Source organism: Nocardia sp. GTS18, assembly GCF_013839555.1.
GTDB lineage: Bacteria > Actinomycetota > Actinomycetes > Mycobacteriales > Mycobacteriaceae > Nocardia > Nocardia rosealba.
On the sequence record NZ_JACBIU010000026.1, the window covers coordinates 55,258 to 74,569 of the forward strand.

Here is a 19,312-nt window from a genome sequence, read left to right on the forward strand (position 1 = left end):
GCGCATGTCAGTACTCCACGTTCTGGTTGCGGCGGCGAATGGTGGTGACCTCGTCGCGCTGGTTTCCGGTGGGGCCGTGGTAATTCAGCGCGAACGACTGCTGGGCGTAGCCGCCGATCAGGTGCGAAGGCTTGATGAGCACCCGGGTGAGTGCGTTGTGGATACCGCCGCGCTTGCCCTTGGCTTCCTTGGTGGTGTCCTCGGCGCCTTCGATGCGCGGCACGTCTACCGCGCGGTCCTGAGCGTGGTACATGAACACCGTGCCCTCGGGCATGCGGTGCGAGACGATCGCCCGGGCCACGACGACACCGTTGCGGTTGATCGCCTCGATCCAATCGTTGTCGGCCACACCGATCTTCTTGGCGTCCACATCCGACATCCAGATCGTCTGACCACCCCGCGAGAGCGTGAGCATGTGCAGGTTGTCCTGGTAGGCCGAGTGGATCGACCACTTCGAGTGCGGGGTCAGGTAACGCACGGTGAGCCCGTTGCCGCTCACATTGCCGATGCTCGGCTCCGCGAACAGCGCCGACATGTCCAGCGGCGGACGGAAGATCGGCAGTTGCTCACCGAGTTCGATCATCCAGTCGTGGTCGAGGTAGAAGTGCTGACGCCCGGTGAGGGTGTGCCACGGCTTGAGCCGCTCCACATTGATGGTGAACGGCGAGTACCGGCGTCCACCGCTCTCGCTGCCCGACCACTCCGGGGAGGTGATGACCGGAACGGGACGCGCCTGGGTGTCGGCGAAGGTGATCTGCTTGCCCTCGGCCTCGGCGGCGAGGTCGGCCAGTTTCGTGCCGGTACGGCGCTCGAGCTGGTGGAAACCCTCGACCGCGAGACGCCCGTTGGTGGTGCCCGACAGCGCGAGAATCGTCTCGGCGGCGAAGGTGTCCTTGGCCAGCGACGGCCGCCCGGCCGCGATCCCCGACACCACGGTGCCGTTCTTGCCCGCGAGGTATTCCACCTCTTTGTCCGGGTAGGTCGTGATGCCCTTGGTGGTCACCCCGAGCGTGTCGACCAGCGGACCGAGCGCGGCGAGCTTCTCGGCGATCTTGGTGTAGTCGCGTTCGATCTCGACGATCTTGGGCATGGTCTTGCCCGGAATCGGTTCGCACTCACCGGCTTTCCAGTCCAGCACCTTGCCGCCCGCCTGCGCCAGCGCATCCGGCGAGTCGTGCTGCAACGGCACCGCGACGATGTCTTTCCTTGTGCCCAGGTGCTTTTCGGCCAGCCAGGAGAATCCGCGCGCGATGCGGTGGAACGCCTCGAAGTCGGTCTTGGCCTCCCACGGCGGGGAGATGGCGGGGGAGAAGGCGTGCACGAAGGGGTGCATGTCGGTGGAGGACAGGTCGTGCTTCTCGTACCAGGTGGCGGCGGGCAGCACGATGTCGGCGAACAGGGTGGTGCTGGTCATGCGGAAGTCCAGGGCCAGCAGCAGGTCCAGCTTGCCCTCGGCGCCTTCCTCACGCCATTCCAGTTCCTGGGGGCGCACACCGGTGGCGTCGGTGGTCTGCAGGTTGGAGCCGCAGCCGAGCAGGTGCTTCTGGAAGTACTCGTTGCCCTTGCCCGAGGAGCCGAGCAGGTTCGCCCGCCACACGGTGAGTACGCGCGGGAAGTTCTCGGGGGCGTCGGGGTCTTCGCAGGCGAAGCGCAGGTCGCCGGACTTGAGGCCGTCGACCACGTGCTCACCGGGGGTTTTGCCCGCAGCAGCCGCTTCGTCGGCCATGTCCAGCGGGTTGCGGTTGAACGTCGGGTAGCTCGGCATCCAGCCGAGACGACTCGCCAGCGCGATGTTGTCGGCGGCGGTGCGACCGGCGAACTTGCCCTTGCCCAGCGGGGACGCGAACGAGTCCGAGGTGAACGGGTCGTAGCGCCACTGGTCGTTGGTCAGGTACCAGAACACGGTGCCCTGCATCTGACGGGGCGGGCGCTGCCAGTCGCTCGCCGAAGCCAGTGTGGCCCAACCTGTTACCGGACGGCACTTCTCCTGGCCGACGTAGTGGGCCCAGCCGCCACCGTTCTTGCCCTGGCAGCCGGTGAGCAGCGTGAGCGTGAAGAACGCGCGGTAGATCTGATCGGAGTGGAACCAGTGGTTGGTACCCGCGCCCATCAGGATCATCGAACGGCCGCCGGAACGTTCGGCGTTGTCGGCGAATTCGCGGCCGATGCGTGCGGCCTGCACGGCGGGCACGCCGGTGATGGTTTCCTGCCAGGCCGGGGTGTAGGGCGACTCTGCGTCGTCGTAGCCCTTGGCCCAGTCGCCGGGCAGGCCGTCGCGGCCGAGGCCGTACTGGGCCAGCAGCAGGTCGAAGACCGTGGTGACCCGTTTGCCCGCAACGGTTTTCGTCGGCACGCCACGGATGATGGGTGCCGCGGTGTCGGTGTCGAAGCGGGGCAGCGCGATGGTGGTCGGCGCCTCGTCGGAATGGCCGAGCAGGGTGAGCAGCGGGTCGACCCCTTCGAGGTCGAGATTCCACTTGCCCGCGTCCGCCTCGTTGAAACGGTGGCCGAGAGAACCGTTGGGCACCACCGGGTTTCCGGCCTGATCGAGCAGCACCGGCTTGTGTGCGGCGTTCTCGTCGGTGTGGCCCAGATCGGCCGCCGTCAAGAACTTGCCCGGAAGGGCGCCGCCCTGATCCGCCGCCTCGTCGAGACAGATCAGGTACGGCAAATCGGTGTAGGACTTGATGTAGTCCAGGAACATCGGAGTCTGCTTCTCCAGGAAGAACTCCTTGAGCACCACGTGCCCCATCGCCATCGCCAGCGCCGCGTCGGTACCGGGGCGCGCGGCCACCCACTCGTCGGCGAACTTGGTGTTGTCGGCGTAGTCGGGGGAGACCACCACGACCTTCTGGCCGCGATACCGCGCCTCGGTCATGTAGTGCGCGTCGGGGGTTCGGGTCACCGGGACGTTGGAACCCCACATGATGAGGTAGCCCGCGTCGAACCAGTCGGCCGACTCCGGCACGTCGGTCTGGTCACCGAACACCTGCGGTGAGGCCACCGGCAGGTCGGCGTACCAGTCGTAGAACGAGAGCATGTAGCCGCCGAGCAGCGACACGAAACGGGCACCCGTGGCGTGGCTGACCATCGACATCGCCGGAATCGGCGAGAACCCGGCCACACGGTCGGGGCCGTACTGCTTGATCGTGTAAACATGTGCGGCGGCGGCGATTTCGGCCGCCTCCCACCACTCGGCGCGCACGAATCCGCCCTTGCCTCGGGCGTTCTTGTACGCCTTGGCCTTGACCGGATCCTCGACGATCGACTCCCAGGCCAGCACCGGGTCCTTCAGTTCGGCCTTGGCCTTGCGGTACAGGTCGAGCAGGGTGCCGCGCACATACGGGTACCGCACGCGGGCGGGGGAGTAGGTGTACCAGGAGAACGAGGCGCCACGGGGGCAGCCGCGCGGTTCGTACTCGGGCTTGTCCGAGCCCACCGAGGGATAGTCGGTCTGCTGGGACTCCCAGGTGATCACGCCGTCCTTGACGTAGATCTTCCACGAGCACGAACCGGTGCAGTTCACGCCGTGGGTGGAGCGCACCACCTTGTCGTGCGACCACCGGTCCCGGTAGAACGCATCGGCATCGCGCCCACCGACCTTGAACACCGAACGCTGATCCGCGGAAACCTCACCGCGCTGAAAGTACTTTCCGAGCGTCAGCAGACTGTCACCGAAATCGGTGGGCGACGGACCATGAGTGCGCGAATTAACCACGACGCCCCCTTCGAGCTTGTGAAATCGGGCTGTTGAGGCCAACTGTAAGGAGACGATCCGGCCGGGCAAAACGAACTTCTCACACCCCGGATCGGGCCTTTGTGCGTTGTGAGGTGGGCGAAATGTGCTGGTCACCCCCGTAACCAGCCGCTCACCCGCAGCACCCGCCACGACCAGGGGAAACCCGCACCTGACCGGCCTTTTCCGACGCTCGCGAGGCGCTTCGGCGCCGAGGCGGTGATGCTTCGGAAACGACGGGTTCTCGGACGGTTTACATTTGTTTACACACCCGAAGTGACCTGCGTCGCTCCGATCCGGGCCCGGCGACTGTGCGGGCGCGTGAACAGTATGTACTCAGCTAACGGTCCGTTACTGGACGTGCGATCATGTCTGCCGACCATCGACAGCGATCAGGGAGTACGAACAAGTGGCTGAGTTTCTGACCACGATCAACGGCTATATCTGGAGCGACTCGTTGATCTATCTGTGCTTGGCCGCGGGGGTGTATTTCTCCGTCCGTTCCCGGTTCGTCCAGGTCCGTCAGATCCCCGAGATGGTGCGCCTGCTGCTGAACGGCGAGAAGTCCGCCTCCGGTGTGTCCTCGTTCCAGGCGCTGGCGATGTCGCTGTCGGGGCGCATCGGCACCGGCAATATCGCGGGCGTCGCCACCGCCATCGCTTTCGGCGGCCCGGGTGCGCTGTTCTGGATGTGGGCGGTGGCCTTCCTCGGCGCTTCCACCTCCTTCGTCGAGTGCACCCTCGGCCAGATCTACAAGACCCGCGACCCGCTCACCGGTGAGTACCGTGGCGGACCCGCCTACTACTTCCACCGGGCGATGTCGCACACCAAGGCCGCCCCGCTGTTCAAGGTCTACGCGGTGATCTTCGCCGCCGTCACCGTGCTGGCCTGCGGTCTGCTGATGCCGAGCGTGCAGTCCAACTCCATGGCCGCCGCGATGAACCAGGCCTGGGGTGTGTCGGAATGGGTGGTCGCGCTCGGCACGGTGATCGTGCTGGCGTTCGTCATCATCGGCGGTGTGAAGCGGATCGCCGCCTTCGCCGCCGTGGTCGTGCCGTTCATGGCGGTGGGCTACATCCTGATCTCCATGGTCATCGTGTTCGCCAACGCGGGCCAGATCCCCGAGATCCTGTCCCTGGTGGTGCGCAGCGCCCTCGGCGCCGACGCGGCGTTCGGCGCGATCATCGGCTCGGCCGTGATGTGGGGCGTCAAGCGCGGTGTGTACTCCAACGAGGCAGGCCAGGGCACCGGACCGCACTCGGCGGCCGCCGCCGAGGTGTCCCACCCCGCCAAGCAGGGTCTGGTGCAGGCGTTCGCCGTGTACATCGACACCCTGTTCGTCTGTACCGCCACCGGCCTGCTGATTCTGTCGACCGGCGCCTACCGGGTCTTCGAGGGTGAGTCCGCCGACGGCAAGGTCCTGGCCGACGGCGGAGTGCTGCCGTCGGACGCCGCGGTCGGCCCCGCCTACGCCCAGCACGCGGTCGACACCCTGTGGGGCGGTTTCGGCTCGACCTTCGTCGCGATCTCGCTGGCCTTCTTCTGCCTGACCACGATCATCGCCTACTACTACATGGCCGACACCAACTTGCGCTTCCTGCTCGGTAAGCGCGCCGCCACACCCGTCCCCGTCATCCGGGGCACCCTGGGCAGCAACACCACCCTGATCCTGCAGGCCCTCATCCTGGTCTCGGTCGGCGCGGGCGCCCTGTCCACCGCCACCGACGCCTGGACCCTCGGCGACATCGGCGTCGGCCTGATGGCCTGGCTCAACATCATCGGCATCATCATTCTCCAGCAGCCCGCCTACAAGGCCCTGCGCGATTTCGAGAAGCAGCAGAAGGCAGGCAAGGACCCGGTCTTCGACCCGAAGGCGCTCGGTATCCGCAACGCCACCTTCTGGGAGACCTACGAACCGGAACGCGAACGCGAAAAGGTCACTGTCACCAAGTGATTCGGCGCGCCGAGGTCCACACCAGGACCTCGGCGCGTCTTTTCTTGTGCTCGCCGCGGCCTACTGTTCGGTCGGCGCAGCAGGGTCGACCTCCGCGAACGATCCGACCCACTTGTGCGGTGGGCGTGGGGGATTCGGCTCGCCTGGGCGGTGGATGCCGACGACGTGCCAACCGGCGGTGACGGCCGCATCGAGTTCGTCCGGGTGATCGGACAGGAACAGGGTTTCGCGCGGCGCGACCGCGATGCGAGCGGTGATGGTTTCGTAGGAGGTGGGTTCGCGTTTGGGGCCGGCGTTCACCAGGTCGAAATGGTCGGTGACCAGGGGTGACAGGTTGCCCTGTTCGGCGTAGGTGAACCAGTCTCGTTGGTTGCGTTCCGAACCCGAGGAGTAGATGTAGAGGGTGTGGCCTGCGGCGTGCCAGGCGCGCAGCGCGGGGACCACGTCGTCGAAGAAGCGGCCGTGCAGATCGCCCGCGCGGAAGCCCTCCGCGCAGATGGCGCCCTGGGCGGCTTTCAGCGGCTCGGCCTTCACATCGGAATGCAGCCAGCCGGTGAGGATTTCGGCGATCCGTGCGGTATCGGCGGTCGGCTCGACGGACAGTTCGCGGGTCGCGGCGATCACGGATCCGGCTGCGCCGGTTGCGTTCTCGGCCAGCCAGGTGGGCAGATGCTGCTCGGTGTATCCGTAGAGGTCGGTGCGCACCGAATCGGTGGGGCTGGTGGTGCCCTCGATATCGAGGACGATCGCGCGGATCACGCGAGCAGCTCGTCCAGGGTGGGGAAGCCGGCGCTGATCTTGTCGCCGGTGAAATCGCCGACCCAGCCGTCGGCCTCCTCGAAGAAGCGGATGGCGACGAAATCGGGGCGGGGGCCCATGTCGAACCAGTGCAGGGTGCCCGCGGGCACCGAGAGCAGATCGCCCGCCTCGCACACCGTTGCCAGCACCGCGTCGTCGATGTGCAGGTAGAAGCAGCCGCGACCGGCGACGAAGAAACGCACCTCGTCCTCGGCGTGCCGGTGCTCGTCGAGGAACTTGGTGCGCGCACCGGCCGCCGTGGCGGGCCAGTCGGGGTTGTCGTCGTCGGGGTGGATGCGGGCGATATCGATGTGCTCGTAGCGACCCGAGGCGTTCAGTTCGGCGATCCGCGGCGCGTAATGGGCGAGCAGTGTGTCGGAGTCGGTGGTCGCGGCGTCGGGGAGCACCTCCCAGCGGGAGAAGGCGATGCCGTGCTTCGACAGCTCGGCACCGATCTCGGCGGTATCGGTGGTACGCACCCGGACATCGGCGGCATTGTCGGCCGCCATCACTTGCAGCAGGGTCATCTCGGTCCGATCTCGAAAGGAGTGGCGTCGGTACGTCCGGTGCGGGCGATCAACTCGCACAGTGCTTCCAGACATTCGGCGCGGTCACGCGCCTGGGCAAGAGTGTCACCCCAGGCGGTGATGCCGTGCCCGGTGATGAACAGAATCGGTGCGGCACCGGGATTTTCGCGCAGGTAGTACTCGATGTCGGCGCCGATGCGCGCGACCTCGGGCCAGTTCGCGAACACCGGAACGTCCACGGTCGAGGGATCGTCGAGCCCGAAACCCTTGATGAGTTCGTAGCCGCTGACCCGCACGGTGTCACCCGGCTGGGCGGTGGTTGCCAGTGCCGTGGCGAACGGTGAGTGCACGTGCACGACGGCACCGGCATCGCGCGTGCGGTAGACGGCGGTGTGAATGCTGGTCTCGGCGGAGGGTTTTCGGTCCTGACCCGGGTACGCGGTGGTGTCGGCGACGCGCACGCGCACCGCATCGTGCTCGGTCAGCTCGCCCTTCGACAACCCGCTGGCGGTGATCAGCGCATCGTCGCTCCCGGATCGCACCGAGATGTTGCCTGCCGTACCGGGCATCCAGCCGCGCTCGTAGAGCTGACGAGCGACGGCGGCGAGCGCGCCTCCTGGCGTGTCGCTCTCGGCGCCGGTGTCGGCTGCCTGCACAGACGCGGGCCGAACGGCTACGTCTACCGCCGCGGCCGTGGGGATAGACGGACTGTCGGCATGCGGTATCGCGGCGGTCGAGCTCGCGGCGCGGCCGTTCTCGTCGAAGGTGTCCGCGTTGCGGTAGACCACACCGTTCTCCGTGACCACTGCGGTGACCAGGTCGGCCGGTGTCACGTCGAAGGCCGGGTTGAAAACGGCGGTGCCGGCCGGTGCGGCCTCGACCCCACCGAACCCGGTGACCTCCGCGGCGGCGCGCTGTTCGACCACGATCTGCGCACCGGTCGCCATCGCGGTATCGCGGGTGGACTCCGGGGCGACGACGATGAACGGGATGCCGTGATGACGCGCGGCCAGCGCCAGGCCGAAGGTGCCGATTTTGTTGGCGACGTCGCCGTTGGCGGTGATTCGGTCGGCGCCGACGAGCACGGCGTCGACCTGCCCCGTCGCCATCGCCCACGCCGCGGCCGAATCGATGGTGAGCCGGTGGGGGATCCCCGCTTCGGCGAGTTCCCACGCGGTGAGCCGGGCACCCTGCAGCAGCGGCCGAGTTTCGTCGACGATCACATCGGTGACCACACCGCGTTCGTGCAGCACCCGCAGCGCGCCGATGGCCGTACCCACCGCGCTCGTGGCCAGGCGACCGGTATTGCAGTGCGTGAGCAGGCGCAGCGGCCGGTCGCCGCAGAGGTGTTGCACCAGGTCGGCGGCGTGGGTGGCGGCGGCCAGGTTGACCCGGCCGTCCTCGGCGAGCATGTCGAGGGTTTCGGCCAGCACGGCGTCGGCACCCTCGGCGATCCGCGCCCGCACCCGCTCGACCGCCCACGCCAGGTTGACGGCGGTAGGCCGAGCCGCCGCGATCCGATCCGCCTCGGCTTCCACCGCCGCCACGTCGACCACTCCGCCGCCCGAAAGGCCGGCCCGCACTGCTTCGCGCGAGACGGCCGCGCTGCGCTGTCCTACCTCAGCGGCCCCGCAGCCATGTTCGTCGTCCGCCTGCGTCGCGGCTGCGGGATGCACAACGTCCGACCGCATCGCGGCGTCGGAAGGCTCATCTGCTCGTGTGCCTGCCGCGGAATGCGCAGCGTCCGTTCGTGTCGCGGTTTCGGGATGTTCGGCGACGGCCTGGGTGGCGGCGTCGACGACCTTCGTGTGAGCCCGGGTCGCGATGACCACCCCGAACGCCCCCGCGATCCCGATAGCGGGCGCACCACGGATGGCGAGCGTAGTGATGGCGTCGATCACCTGATCGACGGTCGTCAACCGCAGCTCACGCACCTCGTGCGGCAGCCCGCGCTGGTCGATGGTGACGAGCGCACCGTCGTCCCAGGTCAGGGAACTGTCGTCCATCGGGGTGTCCTCACTGCGAGACTGTCTTTCCGCCGGTAGACGATATCCGACCAGGCCGACCCGCCGGGACCCGATCCCGACCTGGACAGACGCATGACCAGCTCGGCGGAGCGCATGCCCGGGGCGCTACTCGGCAACGAACTCGGCCTCGCGCTCGACCGCATCGATGGTGGCCTGCGGAACCTGGATCGGGCCGGGTGTGTAGGTGATCGCGCGGAGGGGGCCGGTGTAGCGGAAAGGGCCGCGGCGTTCGCGTAGGTCCCAGGACACCGGGCCGCGGGCGTCGATGCCGACCGAGATGCCGGTCCACGGTGCCATGCCGACGAGCTGGACCTGGTCGGTGAGTTCGGCGAGGGGGGTGCCGTCGGCTTCGACGACGAAGTCCCAGCGCAGGTGGGGACGCACGGTGGTGCGGACGGTGACGGTGCGGGTGCCGACCGGCAGTGGTGTGCCCACCGACGCGTAGCGGCCGTAACTGTTCACGCCGAGCACCACCTCGCCGTGCTCGATGTAGAGCAGGTAGCCGCCGAGCGGGTCACCGTGGGCGACGAGTACGCCTTCGTCGCCGTCCCGGTAACCGGTGGGCACGGATCGGTCACCGGTTCGCGAGGGTGAGGTGGTTGCGCCCAGTTCGGCGGTGATGGTGAAGTCGCGGTAGGCGATCAGCCGTTGCGACCGATAGCGCTCGAGGGTCGGGGTCCCGGGGAGCAGACGTACCGGGTCGGCCAAGCGGGCCTCCTCCGGGCGCCTGCGGAACAGGTCGGCGCGGGTGAGAAGCGGGAAAACCGTATTGGCCCAGGCTGATTCGTCCCAGGCGGCGGCGAGTTCGGCGGCCTTGTCCGGATACTGTGCGGAAAGGTCGTGCAGCTCGGTGGGGTCGGCGCGCACATCGAAGAGCTGCCAGTCGGGTGCGTCGAGGTCGGCGCCCGCTTCGTGGAGCGAGAGCAGTTTCCATCCGTCACGATAGAAACCGCGATGACCGGTCATCTCCGAATACTGCTCGGTGTGCAGGGTCGGTGCGGAGGCGTCGCGGAGCAGGGCGGCGGCGGATACGCCGTCGAAGTCCTTGGCCGGTAGGCCGTGACGGACCGACGGCCGGTCCAGCCCGGCGAATTCCAGCAGGGTCGGCGCCAGGTCGGTGACATAGGCGTACTCGTGGCGGATACCGGTGTCGTTGTCCTTGCGCGGCAAGCCTTTCGGCCACGACACGATCAGCGGCACCCGGACCCCGCCGGCGAAGGTCTGCCCCTTGTAGAAGCGGAACGGCGTGTTCGACGCCTGCCCCCAGCCACGCGGGTAGTGCACCCCGAGCTTGGCGGTACCGATCAGTTCCTCGTCGTGGGGCACGTCGCCCACCCAGTCGGGGTCGTCGATGTGGGCGAACTCGGCGAAATAGGAGCGGGTGCCCTCCGGCCCGCCCTCGGCGGTGCCGCCGTTGTCGGAGGTGAACACGATGACCGTGTTGTCGAGCTCGCCCAGTTCCTCGAGCAGGTCGACGATGCGGCCCAGACTCTGGTCGATGCTGTCGACCATGCCCGCGTACACCTCCATGTAGCGGGCGTACCGCCGCTGCTCGGCAGCGGACAGCGAATCCCATTCCGCCGCTTCGTAACCCGGCTCGGTATTGCGTGGCTTCTGCTGGGTGCCCGGCGGGAAAAGGCCCTGTGCCAGCTGCTCGGCGAAGCGTTTCCGGCGCAATTCGTCCCAGCCCTCGTCGTACCGTCCGCGGTACTTGGCCTGGTCCTGCGCCTTCGCCTGCAACGGTCCGTGCATGGCGACGTGCGCGAAATACAGGAAGAACGGTTTCGTCGCGTCGTGCGCGCGCAGGTCCTTGATGTAGGACAGCGCCTTGTCGGTGAGGTCGTCGGTGAGGTAGTAGCCCGGCGGATACTCCTCGACGTCGACGACGGAACTGTCGGAAACCAGTTGGTTCGGGTAGTAGAAGGAATTGAGGCCTTCCAGCGATCCGTAGTACCGGTCGAATCCGCGCTGCGTCGGCCACGAATTCCGGTGCGCCGCCGGATTCATCGTGGCATCGCGCACCAGATGCCATTTGCCCACCGCGTAGGTGGCATAACCGTTGTCCCGCAATACCTCCGGCAGGGTGAGCACATCGTCGGCCAGTTCCAGGCGCAGCCCGGGATACCCGGGATCGGCGTTGGCTACGAATCCGAAGCCCGCGCGGTGCGGATTGATACCGGTGAGCAACGCCGCGCGCGACGGGGAGCACAGCGGGGTGGTGTGGTAATTCGACAGTCGCACACCCGTCGCGGCGAGCCGATCCAGTGTGGGCGTGTCGATCTCGGAACCGTACGGACCGATATCGCTGTAACCCATATCGTCCACGAGGACGACGACGATATTCGGCGCACCGGCGGGCGCCGTGGCAGGCGAGGTCCAATCCGGCGTGGAATCGGCGGAGGTACGTCCGATCGAGCCTGCGAAAGATTCGTAACCGCGTGCGTGGGGTGGAACTGGCATTCCCGCAGTGAACTGGACGAAATGGCTGGTCACCAGGGTTAGATGCAGCCTGCGCGGAATCGGTGACCGGTGTCGCGCACATTGTTAGCGTCGCTGTCGTGTCAACGAACAATGCATCGCGTGGCGGTATCCATCGCCGAAATTTCCTGCGCACCAGCGGTATCGCTGCCGCGGCCATCTTCGGTGGGGCGGCCCTCGCGGCGTGCACCTCCGCGGTCTCGGAGCAGAAGGCAGGCGGCGACGACGCGACGCCGGTGCGCGGTGGCACCTTGAAGGTCGGCATCCGTGAGGACCTGGTACCCGCCAACCTGCTCACCAATACCGCCGCCACCCCGGTGCTCGTCGGCCTGGTCTACGAATCGCTGATCCGCTACCCGAACGATTCACTCGAACCACAGCCGCTGCTGGCCAAGGCCTGGCAGCTCGCCGCCGACGGCCGATCGGTGAGTCTGGACCTGCGCGACGACGTGAAATTCCACACCGGGCGCGTATTCACCGCCAAGGATGTGGAGTTCTCGATCCGCACCTACGCCGACCCCAAATGGTCGGCGCAGTTGCGGTCCACCGCCGCCGCGGTCACGGAATTCGATATCGTCTCGCCCACCCGGATCGTCCTGCGTTTCGCCCACCCGGTGAGCAATATCTTCGATCTGCTCGACACGGTGCCCATTCTCGACAGCGAAACCGCCGACAAACTCGGCACCGGTGAAACCTATATCGGCACCGGGCCGTTCACCTTCGTGCAGCGAATTCCGAATTCGCAGCTGATCTTCGCGAAGAACACCGGGTACTGGATTCCGGATCGTCCCTACCTCGACCGGGTGGAGGTCTCGATCGTCCCCGATCCGCAGGCCTTGCTGAACGCACTCAAGACCGGTCAGGTCGCTGCCGCGCGCGAGCTCAGCTTCCGCGACGCCGAAAACCTGTCCAACAGTGGCGGTTTCACTGTGCACAATCTCGAGGGCGCCGAACTGCAGACCTATGTGGGGGTCAATGTCTCCGAGCCCGCGCTGGCGGATGTGCGGGTGCGGCAAGCTATCGCCTACGCGCTGGACCGCGAACGGATCGTCGACGAGGTCTTTCGCGGCGCGGGCTATCCACTGAATGTGCCGTGGCCGAAGAATTCTCCCGCGTTCGACGAGTCGCTCAACACCAGGTTCAGCCGGGACGTCGGCAAGGCCAAGCAGCTGCTCGCCCAGGTGAACAAGCCGCCGCGCCTGCCGCTGACCTTCCACCCGGGGCACGAGGCGACCGCCCAGATCGTGCAGGCGAACCTGGCCGAGGTCGGCATCGAGGTGGACCTCGATCCGATCGACAATGCCGCCTTCGTGAAACAGCTCACCGGCCAGCAGTTCCGCGGCCTGTGGGTGACCGATCACTCGTGGGCGCAGTTCGTGCCGTCGACCCTCACGGTGAGCGCCTACCCCTTCAACGCCCGCCGCAATGCCTCCCGCTACGAGTCGACCGCCTACACCGCCGCGGCCGATACTGCCTGGAAATTGCCGCAGGGCACCGGCCCCGACGCGGTGCGCGCCTTCCGTGCCGTGACCGATCAGCTGCTGGAAGGGTTGTTCCTGATCGAGATCGGTGTGCGTTTCCAGCAGTACTCCACCAGCAACACCGTGCACGGATTCGGCTGGACCAAACGCCGCGAACCCCTGCTCACCGACACGTTCCTGTCATGACGCGCTACCTGCTGCACCGCTTACCCTCGGCGCTGCTCGTCCTGTTCGGCGCGTCCGTGCTGATCTTCCTGCTGCTGCGCCTGGTGCCGGGCGATCCGGCCACCATCCTGGCGGGCAACGACGCAACACCCGAATCCGTCGCGGCCATCCGGCACCAGCTCGGTCTCGATCAGTCGATTCCCGTCCAATACCTGAGCTGGCTTGGCGATCTGGTCACCCTCGACCTCGGCCGGTCCTACCTCATCGGTGGGCAGATCAGCGATCTGGTCGGTCGTGGGCTCACCAACACCCTCGTGCTCACGGTGACCGCGCTGGTGCTCGCCGTGGTGGTGAGCGTGGCGGTATCGCTGGCCTCGGTGCTGTGGCCGAGTCGCTGGCTGAATACCGTGGTCGCGGCGGCGAATACGATCGCCGTCGCGCTGCCGACGTTCGTGGTCGGGCCGCTGCTCGTGCTGCTGTTCGCCGTCGCGATCCCGATCCTGCCCTCGGGTGGGGTGCCGCCGGACGGGTTCATCGCCCGGCCGGATATCGCGGTGCAGTATCTGCTGCTACCCGCGATCTGCCTCGCACTGCCGGTGGCGGCCGCGCTGACCAGGTTCCTCACCGAGTCCCTGCGGACCGAACTCACCAAACCCTATGTGCTCACGGCACGTTCGTTGGGTGTCGGCCACCGCGAGATCGTCACGCGCGGAGCGCTGCGCAACGCACTGCCGACCTCGCTCACCGTGCTCGGCCTGCAGACCGGTCAGCTGCTCGGCGGCGCCGTGCTGGTGGAGGCGGCGTTCGTGTGGCCGGGGATCGGTCAGCTCATCGAGCAGGGCATCAGCCGCCGCGACTACCCGGTGGTGCAGGTGCTGTTGCTGCTCGCCGTCGCGGTGTTCGTGGTGATCCAGTTGCTCACCGATCTCGCCCATGCGTGGCTGGACCCCCGGGTCCGGATCGGGGGACGATCATGACCGTCGCAACCGCTGAAACCCGCGTCACCACCCGGCGAGCGGCCGCGCTGCGCAGTGGTCAGGGGCTGGCCGGTGTTCTCCTGATCACGGTGATCGCGCTCGCCGGTGTGTTCGCCGGGGTACTGAACCCCTTCGACCCTCTCGCGCAGATACCGTCCGCCAACCTGCTCGGCCCGAGCGCGCAGCACTGGCTCGGCACCGACCACCTCAACCGAGACGTGGCCGCGCGCGTGCTGGCCGGAATCCGCATCGACCTGCTCATCGTGGCTCTCGCGGTGCCGCTCGCCGCGGTGATCGGTTCGCTGATCGGGCTCGCCGCCACCGTGCACCCCTTCGCCGACGTCACCGTGCAGCGCCTGTTCGACCTGGTGCTTGCCTTCCCGTCGCTGATCTTCGCGATCGCCCTCGCCGCGATCACCGGGCCGGGCTGGCACGCGGTGGTGATCGTCATCGTGGCCGCCGAGATCCCGATCTTCGGCCGGCAGATCCGCACCGCCGTGCTCGCGGTGCGCGAACAGCCCTTCGTCGAGGCCTCCGAGGTGATCGGCGCGGACACCTGGTGGACGCTACGCAAACACGTGCTGCCCAACGCGATCGAACCGCTTGTCGTGCAGTTCGCGCTGTCGCTGTCGGTCGCGGTGTTCCTCGAGGGCGCGATGAGTTTCATCGGGATCGGGGTCCAGCCGCCGAATCCCTCGCTCGGCTCGCTGATCGGCGAATCCATCGGCAACCTCGACGCCAATCCGTGGATGGCGGTCGGGCCGCTGGTCGTCGTCGCCGGGCTGACGCTCGGGTTTCTGTTGATCGCCCAATCACTGGGCAACGCGAGGAGATCGGGATGAGTGCCGAGACGGCCGCGCGCGCCGACGGGTCCGGTGATGTCGTGCTCGACATCACCGATCTGATCGTCGCCTTCGGGGACAAGACCGTGGTGCACGGGGTGAGCTTCCAGGTGCGGCGCGGGGAGGTCGTCGCGCTGGTCGGCGAATCCGGGTCGGGAAAGTCGCTCACCGCGCGGGCGGCGCTCGGACTGCTGCCGGTTACCGCGCGGGCGCGGGGGTCGGTCAGCCTCGCCTCGACCGAGATCGTCGGAGCCGACGAGGCGACGCTGCGTGGGTTACGCGGCACCCGTGCCGCCATGGTGTTCCAGGAGCCCCAGACCGCGCTCAACCCGGTGCAGAAGATCGGCACCCAGCTCGTGCGGGCCCTGCGCGCGCACGGCGTCACCGACAAGGCCGCCGCCCGTGCCCGCGCGATCGAACTGCTCACCGCCGTCGACATCCCCGAACCCGCCGAACGCTTCGACTGGTATCCGCATCAGCTCTCCGGCGGGCAGAAGCAGCGGGTGGTGATCGCACTCGCGTTGTCGGGCGAACCCGACCTGCTCATCGCCGACGAGCCGACGACCGCGCTCGACGTCACCGTGCAGGCCGAAATCCTCGACCTGCTGCACACGCTGCGCCGCGATCGTGGCACCTCGGTGCTGTTCATCACCCACAACCTCGGCGTGGTCGCCGAGATCGCCGACCGCGTGGTGGTACTGCGCGCGGGCCAGGTGGTCGAACAGCAGCCGGTCGTCGACCTGTTCGCCGCACCGCAGGCCGAGTACACCCGCACGCTGCTCGCGTCGGTCCCGCGCTTGCCGGCACGTTCGGCGCGCGGTGGGGCAGCGGTGGCGCCCGAGGTCGGCGACCCCGACGGTGTGCCCGAGGTCCAGCCAGTCGAGACGGTGATCCCGACTCGCGGTGCGAACGAGGCCGACGTCGTCCCGAACGCTTCGAGCACCGAAAGGCCCGACCAGGTGCGGTTCGATGCCGATGCCGAGGCGGCCGACCTGGTGGGCACTGGGGACGGTACCTCTCCAGCCCTTCCTGCGGAGTCCGATGGTGTGGCCGGGGAAGCCGGCCTCGATTCCGATGGTGCGGCGGGTCGCGCGACTCGGGGTCTCGAGCGGGCGCTGCGGAGGGTGGTGGCACGGAAACCGGCGGTCGTCGCCGAGAAGGGCGGGGGCGTACCGGGACCGGAGTACCGCGAGGTGTTGCGGATCGACGAGTTGTCCGTGGTCTATCCCGGTCGGCACGGTGGTGCCGCATTCCCCGCGCTGCACGACATCTCGTTGACGCTGAGCCCGCGTGAGGTGCTCGGCATCGTCGGTGAGTCGGGTTCGGGCAAGAGCACGCTGGGCCGGACCGCGCTCGGCCTGGTGCCCGCGACCTCGGGAACGGTGCAGTTGCAGGGTGTCTCCCTGGCCGGGTTGTCGCGTCGGGAACTGCGCGGGTTGCGCCGCCATGTGGCGCTGGTGCATCAGGATGTGAGCGCCTCGCTCGACCCGCGACGCAGCATCGCCGACGCGATCGGTGAACCGCTCCAGGTGCATCGGGTCGCTTCGGGGGCGCTGCTGTACTCGAAAGTGGGCGATCTGCTCGAGTCGGTCCGGTTGCCGAGGGACTATGCCCAGCGCAGGCCTGCGGAGTTGTCCGGTGGGCAGCGTCAGCGCGTGGCGTTGGCGCGGGCACTGGCACTGGCGCCTCGGCTGCTGGTGGCCGACGAACCGACCAGTGCGCTCGACGTCTCGGTCCAGGCGCAGGTGCTCGACCTGTTCGCCGATCTGCGCGCCGAATACGGATTCGCGAGCCTGTTCATCAGTCACGACCTGGCCGTGGTGCACCAGGTCGCCGACCGCGTCCTGGTGCTGCGGCAGGGCCGGATCGTGGAAACCGGTGCGGCACGCGCGGTGTTCGCGGCACCAGCGCAGGAATACACCCGCCGCCTGCTCGACGCGGTCCCCGCTCCCGATCCGTCGACGGCTCGCAGGGGACGTGACGCGGCCCTGCCGATCGGGGCCTGAACGCGGACGAGCCACCGGTACCGGTACCGGCGGCTCGTCGACACGCGTGGATCAGTTGCCGGGGCGGCGCGGCTCGCGCCGATCATCCTGGCCTGCTCGCGTCATCCGCTGCGAGTCCTGCTCCTGCCGCTGCTCCTGCTGCTGGCGCGGCATCTGCTTGGGCATCTTTTTCGGCGTTTTCTTCGACTTCTCAGCCATCTCCACACGGTCCTTTCCGAGGGATGAATACTTCGCCTAATTCGGATGTCCGGCGTAATTCCGCCTTTTTCGAGGCGGGGTACGCCTGACTTGCTCAACGATAGGCATCGAGTGGTCGCGGCGGTAGAGTTGAACGATAAATAGCATTCCTACCAGCGGATATTCGGCGTGTCCCGGTATTTTCGGCAGTCACCGACGGCAATTCGGGCGACATTGTTTCAACTCGGGAGCGGGAGGAATTCCACGAGGTCGCCGTCTTCGGCGGATGGTCCCACGATGACCAGTCCGTCGCGGTCGACGAGTCCGCCCAGGTGGGCGGTGCGAATATTCGGGTCACCGATCCAGCCGCCTCCGGGGGCGTAGCGCGCGGGCGTGATGCGGGTGACGGGGGCGGCGATTTCGGCGGCATTGTGCAGCGGGCCGAGAACGGTGCGTGGCGGCGCCGCCGCGGTGCGGGCCGCGACGATCGCCGGGGTGAGGGCGAGTAGTACGGCGATGGCGGCGAAGGGGTTACCGGGCAGGCCGAGAACCGTCGGGCCGTCGGACAATTCGGCTACGACGGTCGAACCACCCGGGCGCAGTGCGAGTCTCGGGACGACGATGCGGGCACCGATGCGCGCCAGCGCGGTGCGCAACTGGTCGGCGGCGCCGCCACCGGTCGCGCCGACCACGACCAGCAGATCGAGACCGGTTGTGGCGGTGAGCATGTCGTCGAAACTGTGCGCGGTGTCGCGCAGGTGCACCCGGTCGACCACGCGTACACCGCAGCCGGTGAGCAGGTCCGGCAGGACGGGGCCGATCGAGTCGCGGGTCTGCCCGGCCTGCAGCGGGCCGGTGCTGCGGATCTCGTCCCCTGTCATCACTATTCGAGCTCGGACGGGCCCACGGACCGAACCCGTTGTCACCTCCACCGAGGCGGCGGCCGAGCGCAGCGCCGCGGTCACCCGGGTGCCCGCCGGGGCGACCCGATCACCGACCCGCAGGTCCTCGCCGCTGCGCCGCACATCGCCCCGGATCGGTGTGCCGGGCCGCCGTGCCAGATCGTCGCCGGTGACCACGGCGAACTCGTCACGCAGCACGGAGGTGGTTCCGTCGGGCACGTGCGCACCGGTCGCGATCCGCACCGCCTCGCCGGGCAACAGCCCGAGTGGCCTTGCACCACCGGCGAATCCGATATCGCGGCGCAGCCGCCACGGGCCGTCACCGCATACGGCGTAGCCGTCCATGGCCGAGACGTCGAAGCGCGGCAGCGCACCCGCCGCGACCACCGGTTCGGCCAGGGCGGCGCCGGGTACGTCGGCGAAAGCGGCGTCGTAGGCGATCAACGGGGTGAGTGTGCCGGCGACCCGATTCCTGGCTTCGGTGAGGTCGAGGCGGGCGTCGTTGTCGACGGACTCGCGGGCCCGGCGCACCTCCTCCTCGGTGTCGCAGTCGGTGGTGCCCGGCAGTTCGACCAGTGCCGTCTCGGTGGGGATGATCGCCTTCATCGGCTGGTTAACCAGGGCGTCCAGACCTGCCAGCGCCGCCGTGAGCGCGGTGCGCCGCCACACGCCGACCAGATACTGCGGGCGACCCGACGCATCGATGGCGAACACCGCTTCGGCGGTGGACTCGGCTGCGCGAAGCAATAATCCGCGCACGGTGTCGTGCGTCAGGAACGGCATGTCGGCGGCGAGCACAACGATCCACGGCGCCGGCTCCGGCCCCAGCGCGGCCAGCCCGGTGCCGATGGCGGCCACCGGCCCCGACCCCGGCGGCACCTCACGCACCTGCTTGATCCGCGCGTCGAGCTCGGGTCGCGGCGGACCGACCACAACCACCTCACCGCAATCGCGCACCGCCCCGAGCGCCGCCTCGAGCATCGACCGCCCACCGATCACGATCCCGGGCTTGTCGACCCCACCCATCCGGCTGGCCCGCCCACCCGCCAGCACGATCGCATCGGCATCGGTCATGAGACCAGCGAAGTAGTCGACATGTCGGCCATGCTATCCGCGCCACCCCGCCGGTTCCGACCCGATCGTCAGAGGCGGGCGGTGCGCAGGTCGATGCGGCCGTCGGTGATGGGGACTCCTTCCTCGGCGAGGAGGCGGAGCTGGCGGGTGGCGAGGTGGGGGGAGGGG

The 19,312-nt window shown here is 68.0% G+C and carries 12 protein-coding genes and 1 pseudogene; 5 read left to right on the plus strand and 8 right to left on the minus strand.

Features of this window, described 5'->3' with window-relative positions; all coding sequences use genetic code 11:
• Positions 1-7: 7 nt before the first annotated feature.
• Positions 8-3,718: a nitrate reductase subunit alpha gene (locus tag HYG95_RS19090; RefSeq protein ID WP_181699597.1), complete on the minus strand. Its 3,711-nt coding sequence runs from the start codon at positions 3,716-3,718 to the stop codon at positions 8-10.
• Positions 3,719-4,145: 427 nt separating this feature from the next.
• On the opposite strand from HYG95_RS19090, the gene HYG95_RS19095 reads away from it, so the two are divergent.
• Entirely contained in the window at positions 4,146-5,690 is a 1,545-nt protein-coding gene (locus HYG95_RS19095; protein WP_181699598.1) for an alanine/glycine:cation symporter family protein, read from the plus strand.
• Between the two features lie 60 nt (positions 5,691-5,750).
• Here HYG95_RS19095 and mtnC read toward each other — a convergent pair whose 3' ends face one another.
• The 4 genes from mtnC to HYG95_RS19120 form a co-directional block, all read right to left on the minus strand.
• Entirely contained in the window at positions 5,751-6,449 is a 699-nt protein-coding gene (gene mtnC, locus HYG95_RS19100; RefSeq protein ID WP_181699599.1) for an acireductone synthase, read from the minus strand.
• Positions 6,446-7,015 (minus strand): acireductone dioxygenase, encoded by a 570-nt coding sequence (locus HYG95_RS19105; protein ID WP_181699600.1) that lies wholly within the window; start codon positions 7,013-7,015, stop codon positions 6,446-6,448. The genes mtnC and HYG95_RS19105 overlap by 4 nt, the downstream gene beginning before the upstream one ends.
• On the minus strand, positions 7,012-9,021 hold the full coding sequence (mtnA, locus tag HYG95_RS19110) for an S-methyl-5-thioribose-1-phosphate isomerase (RefSeq protein WP_255495533.1): 2,010 nt from the start codon (positions 9,019-9,021) through the stop codon (positions 7,012-7,014). The genes HYG95_RS19105 and mtnA overlap by 4 nt, the downstream gene beginning before the upstream one ends.
• A 126-nt stretch (positions 9,022-9,147) precedes the next feature.
• Complete coding sequence (locus HYG95_RS19120) at positions 9,148-11,502, minus strand: arylsulfatase (protein WP_181699601.1); 2,355 nt, start codon at positions 11,500-11,502, stop codon at positions 9,148-9,150.
• 98 nt (positions 11,503-11,600) lie between these two features.
• Between HYG95_RS19120 and HYG95_RS19125 the strand changes: the two genes are divergently transcribed.
• From HYG95_RS19125 to HYG95_RS19140, 4 genes are read left to right on the plus strand one after another with little or no spacing between them, the layout of a single operon-like run.
• Entirely contained in the window at positions 11,601-13,187 is a 1,587-nt protein-coding gene (locus HYG95_RS19125) for an ABC transporter substrate-binding protein (protein ID WP_181699602.1), read from the plus strand.
• Positions 13,184-14,143, plus strand: coding sequence for an ABC transporter permease (locus tag HYG95_RS19130; protein ID WP_181699604.1), 960 nt, complete (start codon positions 13,184-13,186; stop codon positions 14,141-14,143). The genes HYG95_RS19125 and HYG95_RS19130 overlap by 4 nt, the downstream gene beginning before the upstream one ends.
• Positions 14,140-14,985 (plus strand): ABC transporter permease, encoded by an 846-nt coding sequence (locus tag HYG95_RS19135; protein WP_181699606.1) that lies wholly within the window; start codon positions 14,140-14,142, stop codon positions 14,983-14,985. Before HYG95_RS19130 ends, HYG95_RS19135 begins: the two co-directional genes overlap by 4 nt.
• Complete coding sequence (locus HYG95_RS19140; protein WP_181699608.1) at positions 14,982-16,991, plus strand: ABC transporter ATP-binding protein; 2,010 nt, start codon at positions 14,982-14,984, stop codon at positions 16,989-16,991. Before HYG95_RS19135 ends, HYG95_RS19140 begins: the two co-directional genes overlap by 4 nt.
• A 51-nt stretch (positions 16,992-17,042) precedes the next feature.
• Here HYG95_RS19140 and HYG95_RS19145 read toward each other — a convergent pair whose 3' ends face one another.
• The 3 genes and pseudogenes from HYG95_RS19145 to HYG95_RS24920 all read right to left on the minus strand — a co-directional run.
• On the minus strand, positions 17,043-17,189 hold the full coding sequence (locus HYG95_RS19145; protein WP_181699610.1) for a hypothetical protein: 147 nt from the start codon (positions 17,187-17,189) through the stop codon (positions 17,043-17,045).
• Between the two features lie 218 nt (positions 17,190-17,407).
• Positions 17,408-19,144, minus strand: a complete 1,737-nt coding sequence (locus tag HYG95_RS19150) for an NTP transferase domain-containing protein (protein ID WP_181699612.1) — start codon at positions 19,142-19,144, stop codon at positions 17,408-17,410.
• 68 nt (positions 19,145-19,212) lie between these two features.
• Positions 19,213-19,312, minus strand: a pseudogene (locus tag HYG95_RS24920) (DNA methyltransferase); the annotation flags it as partial.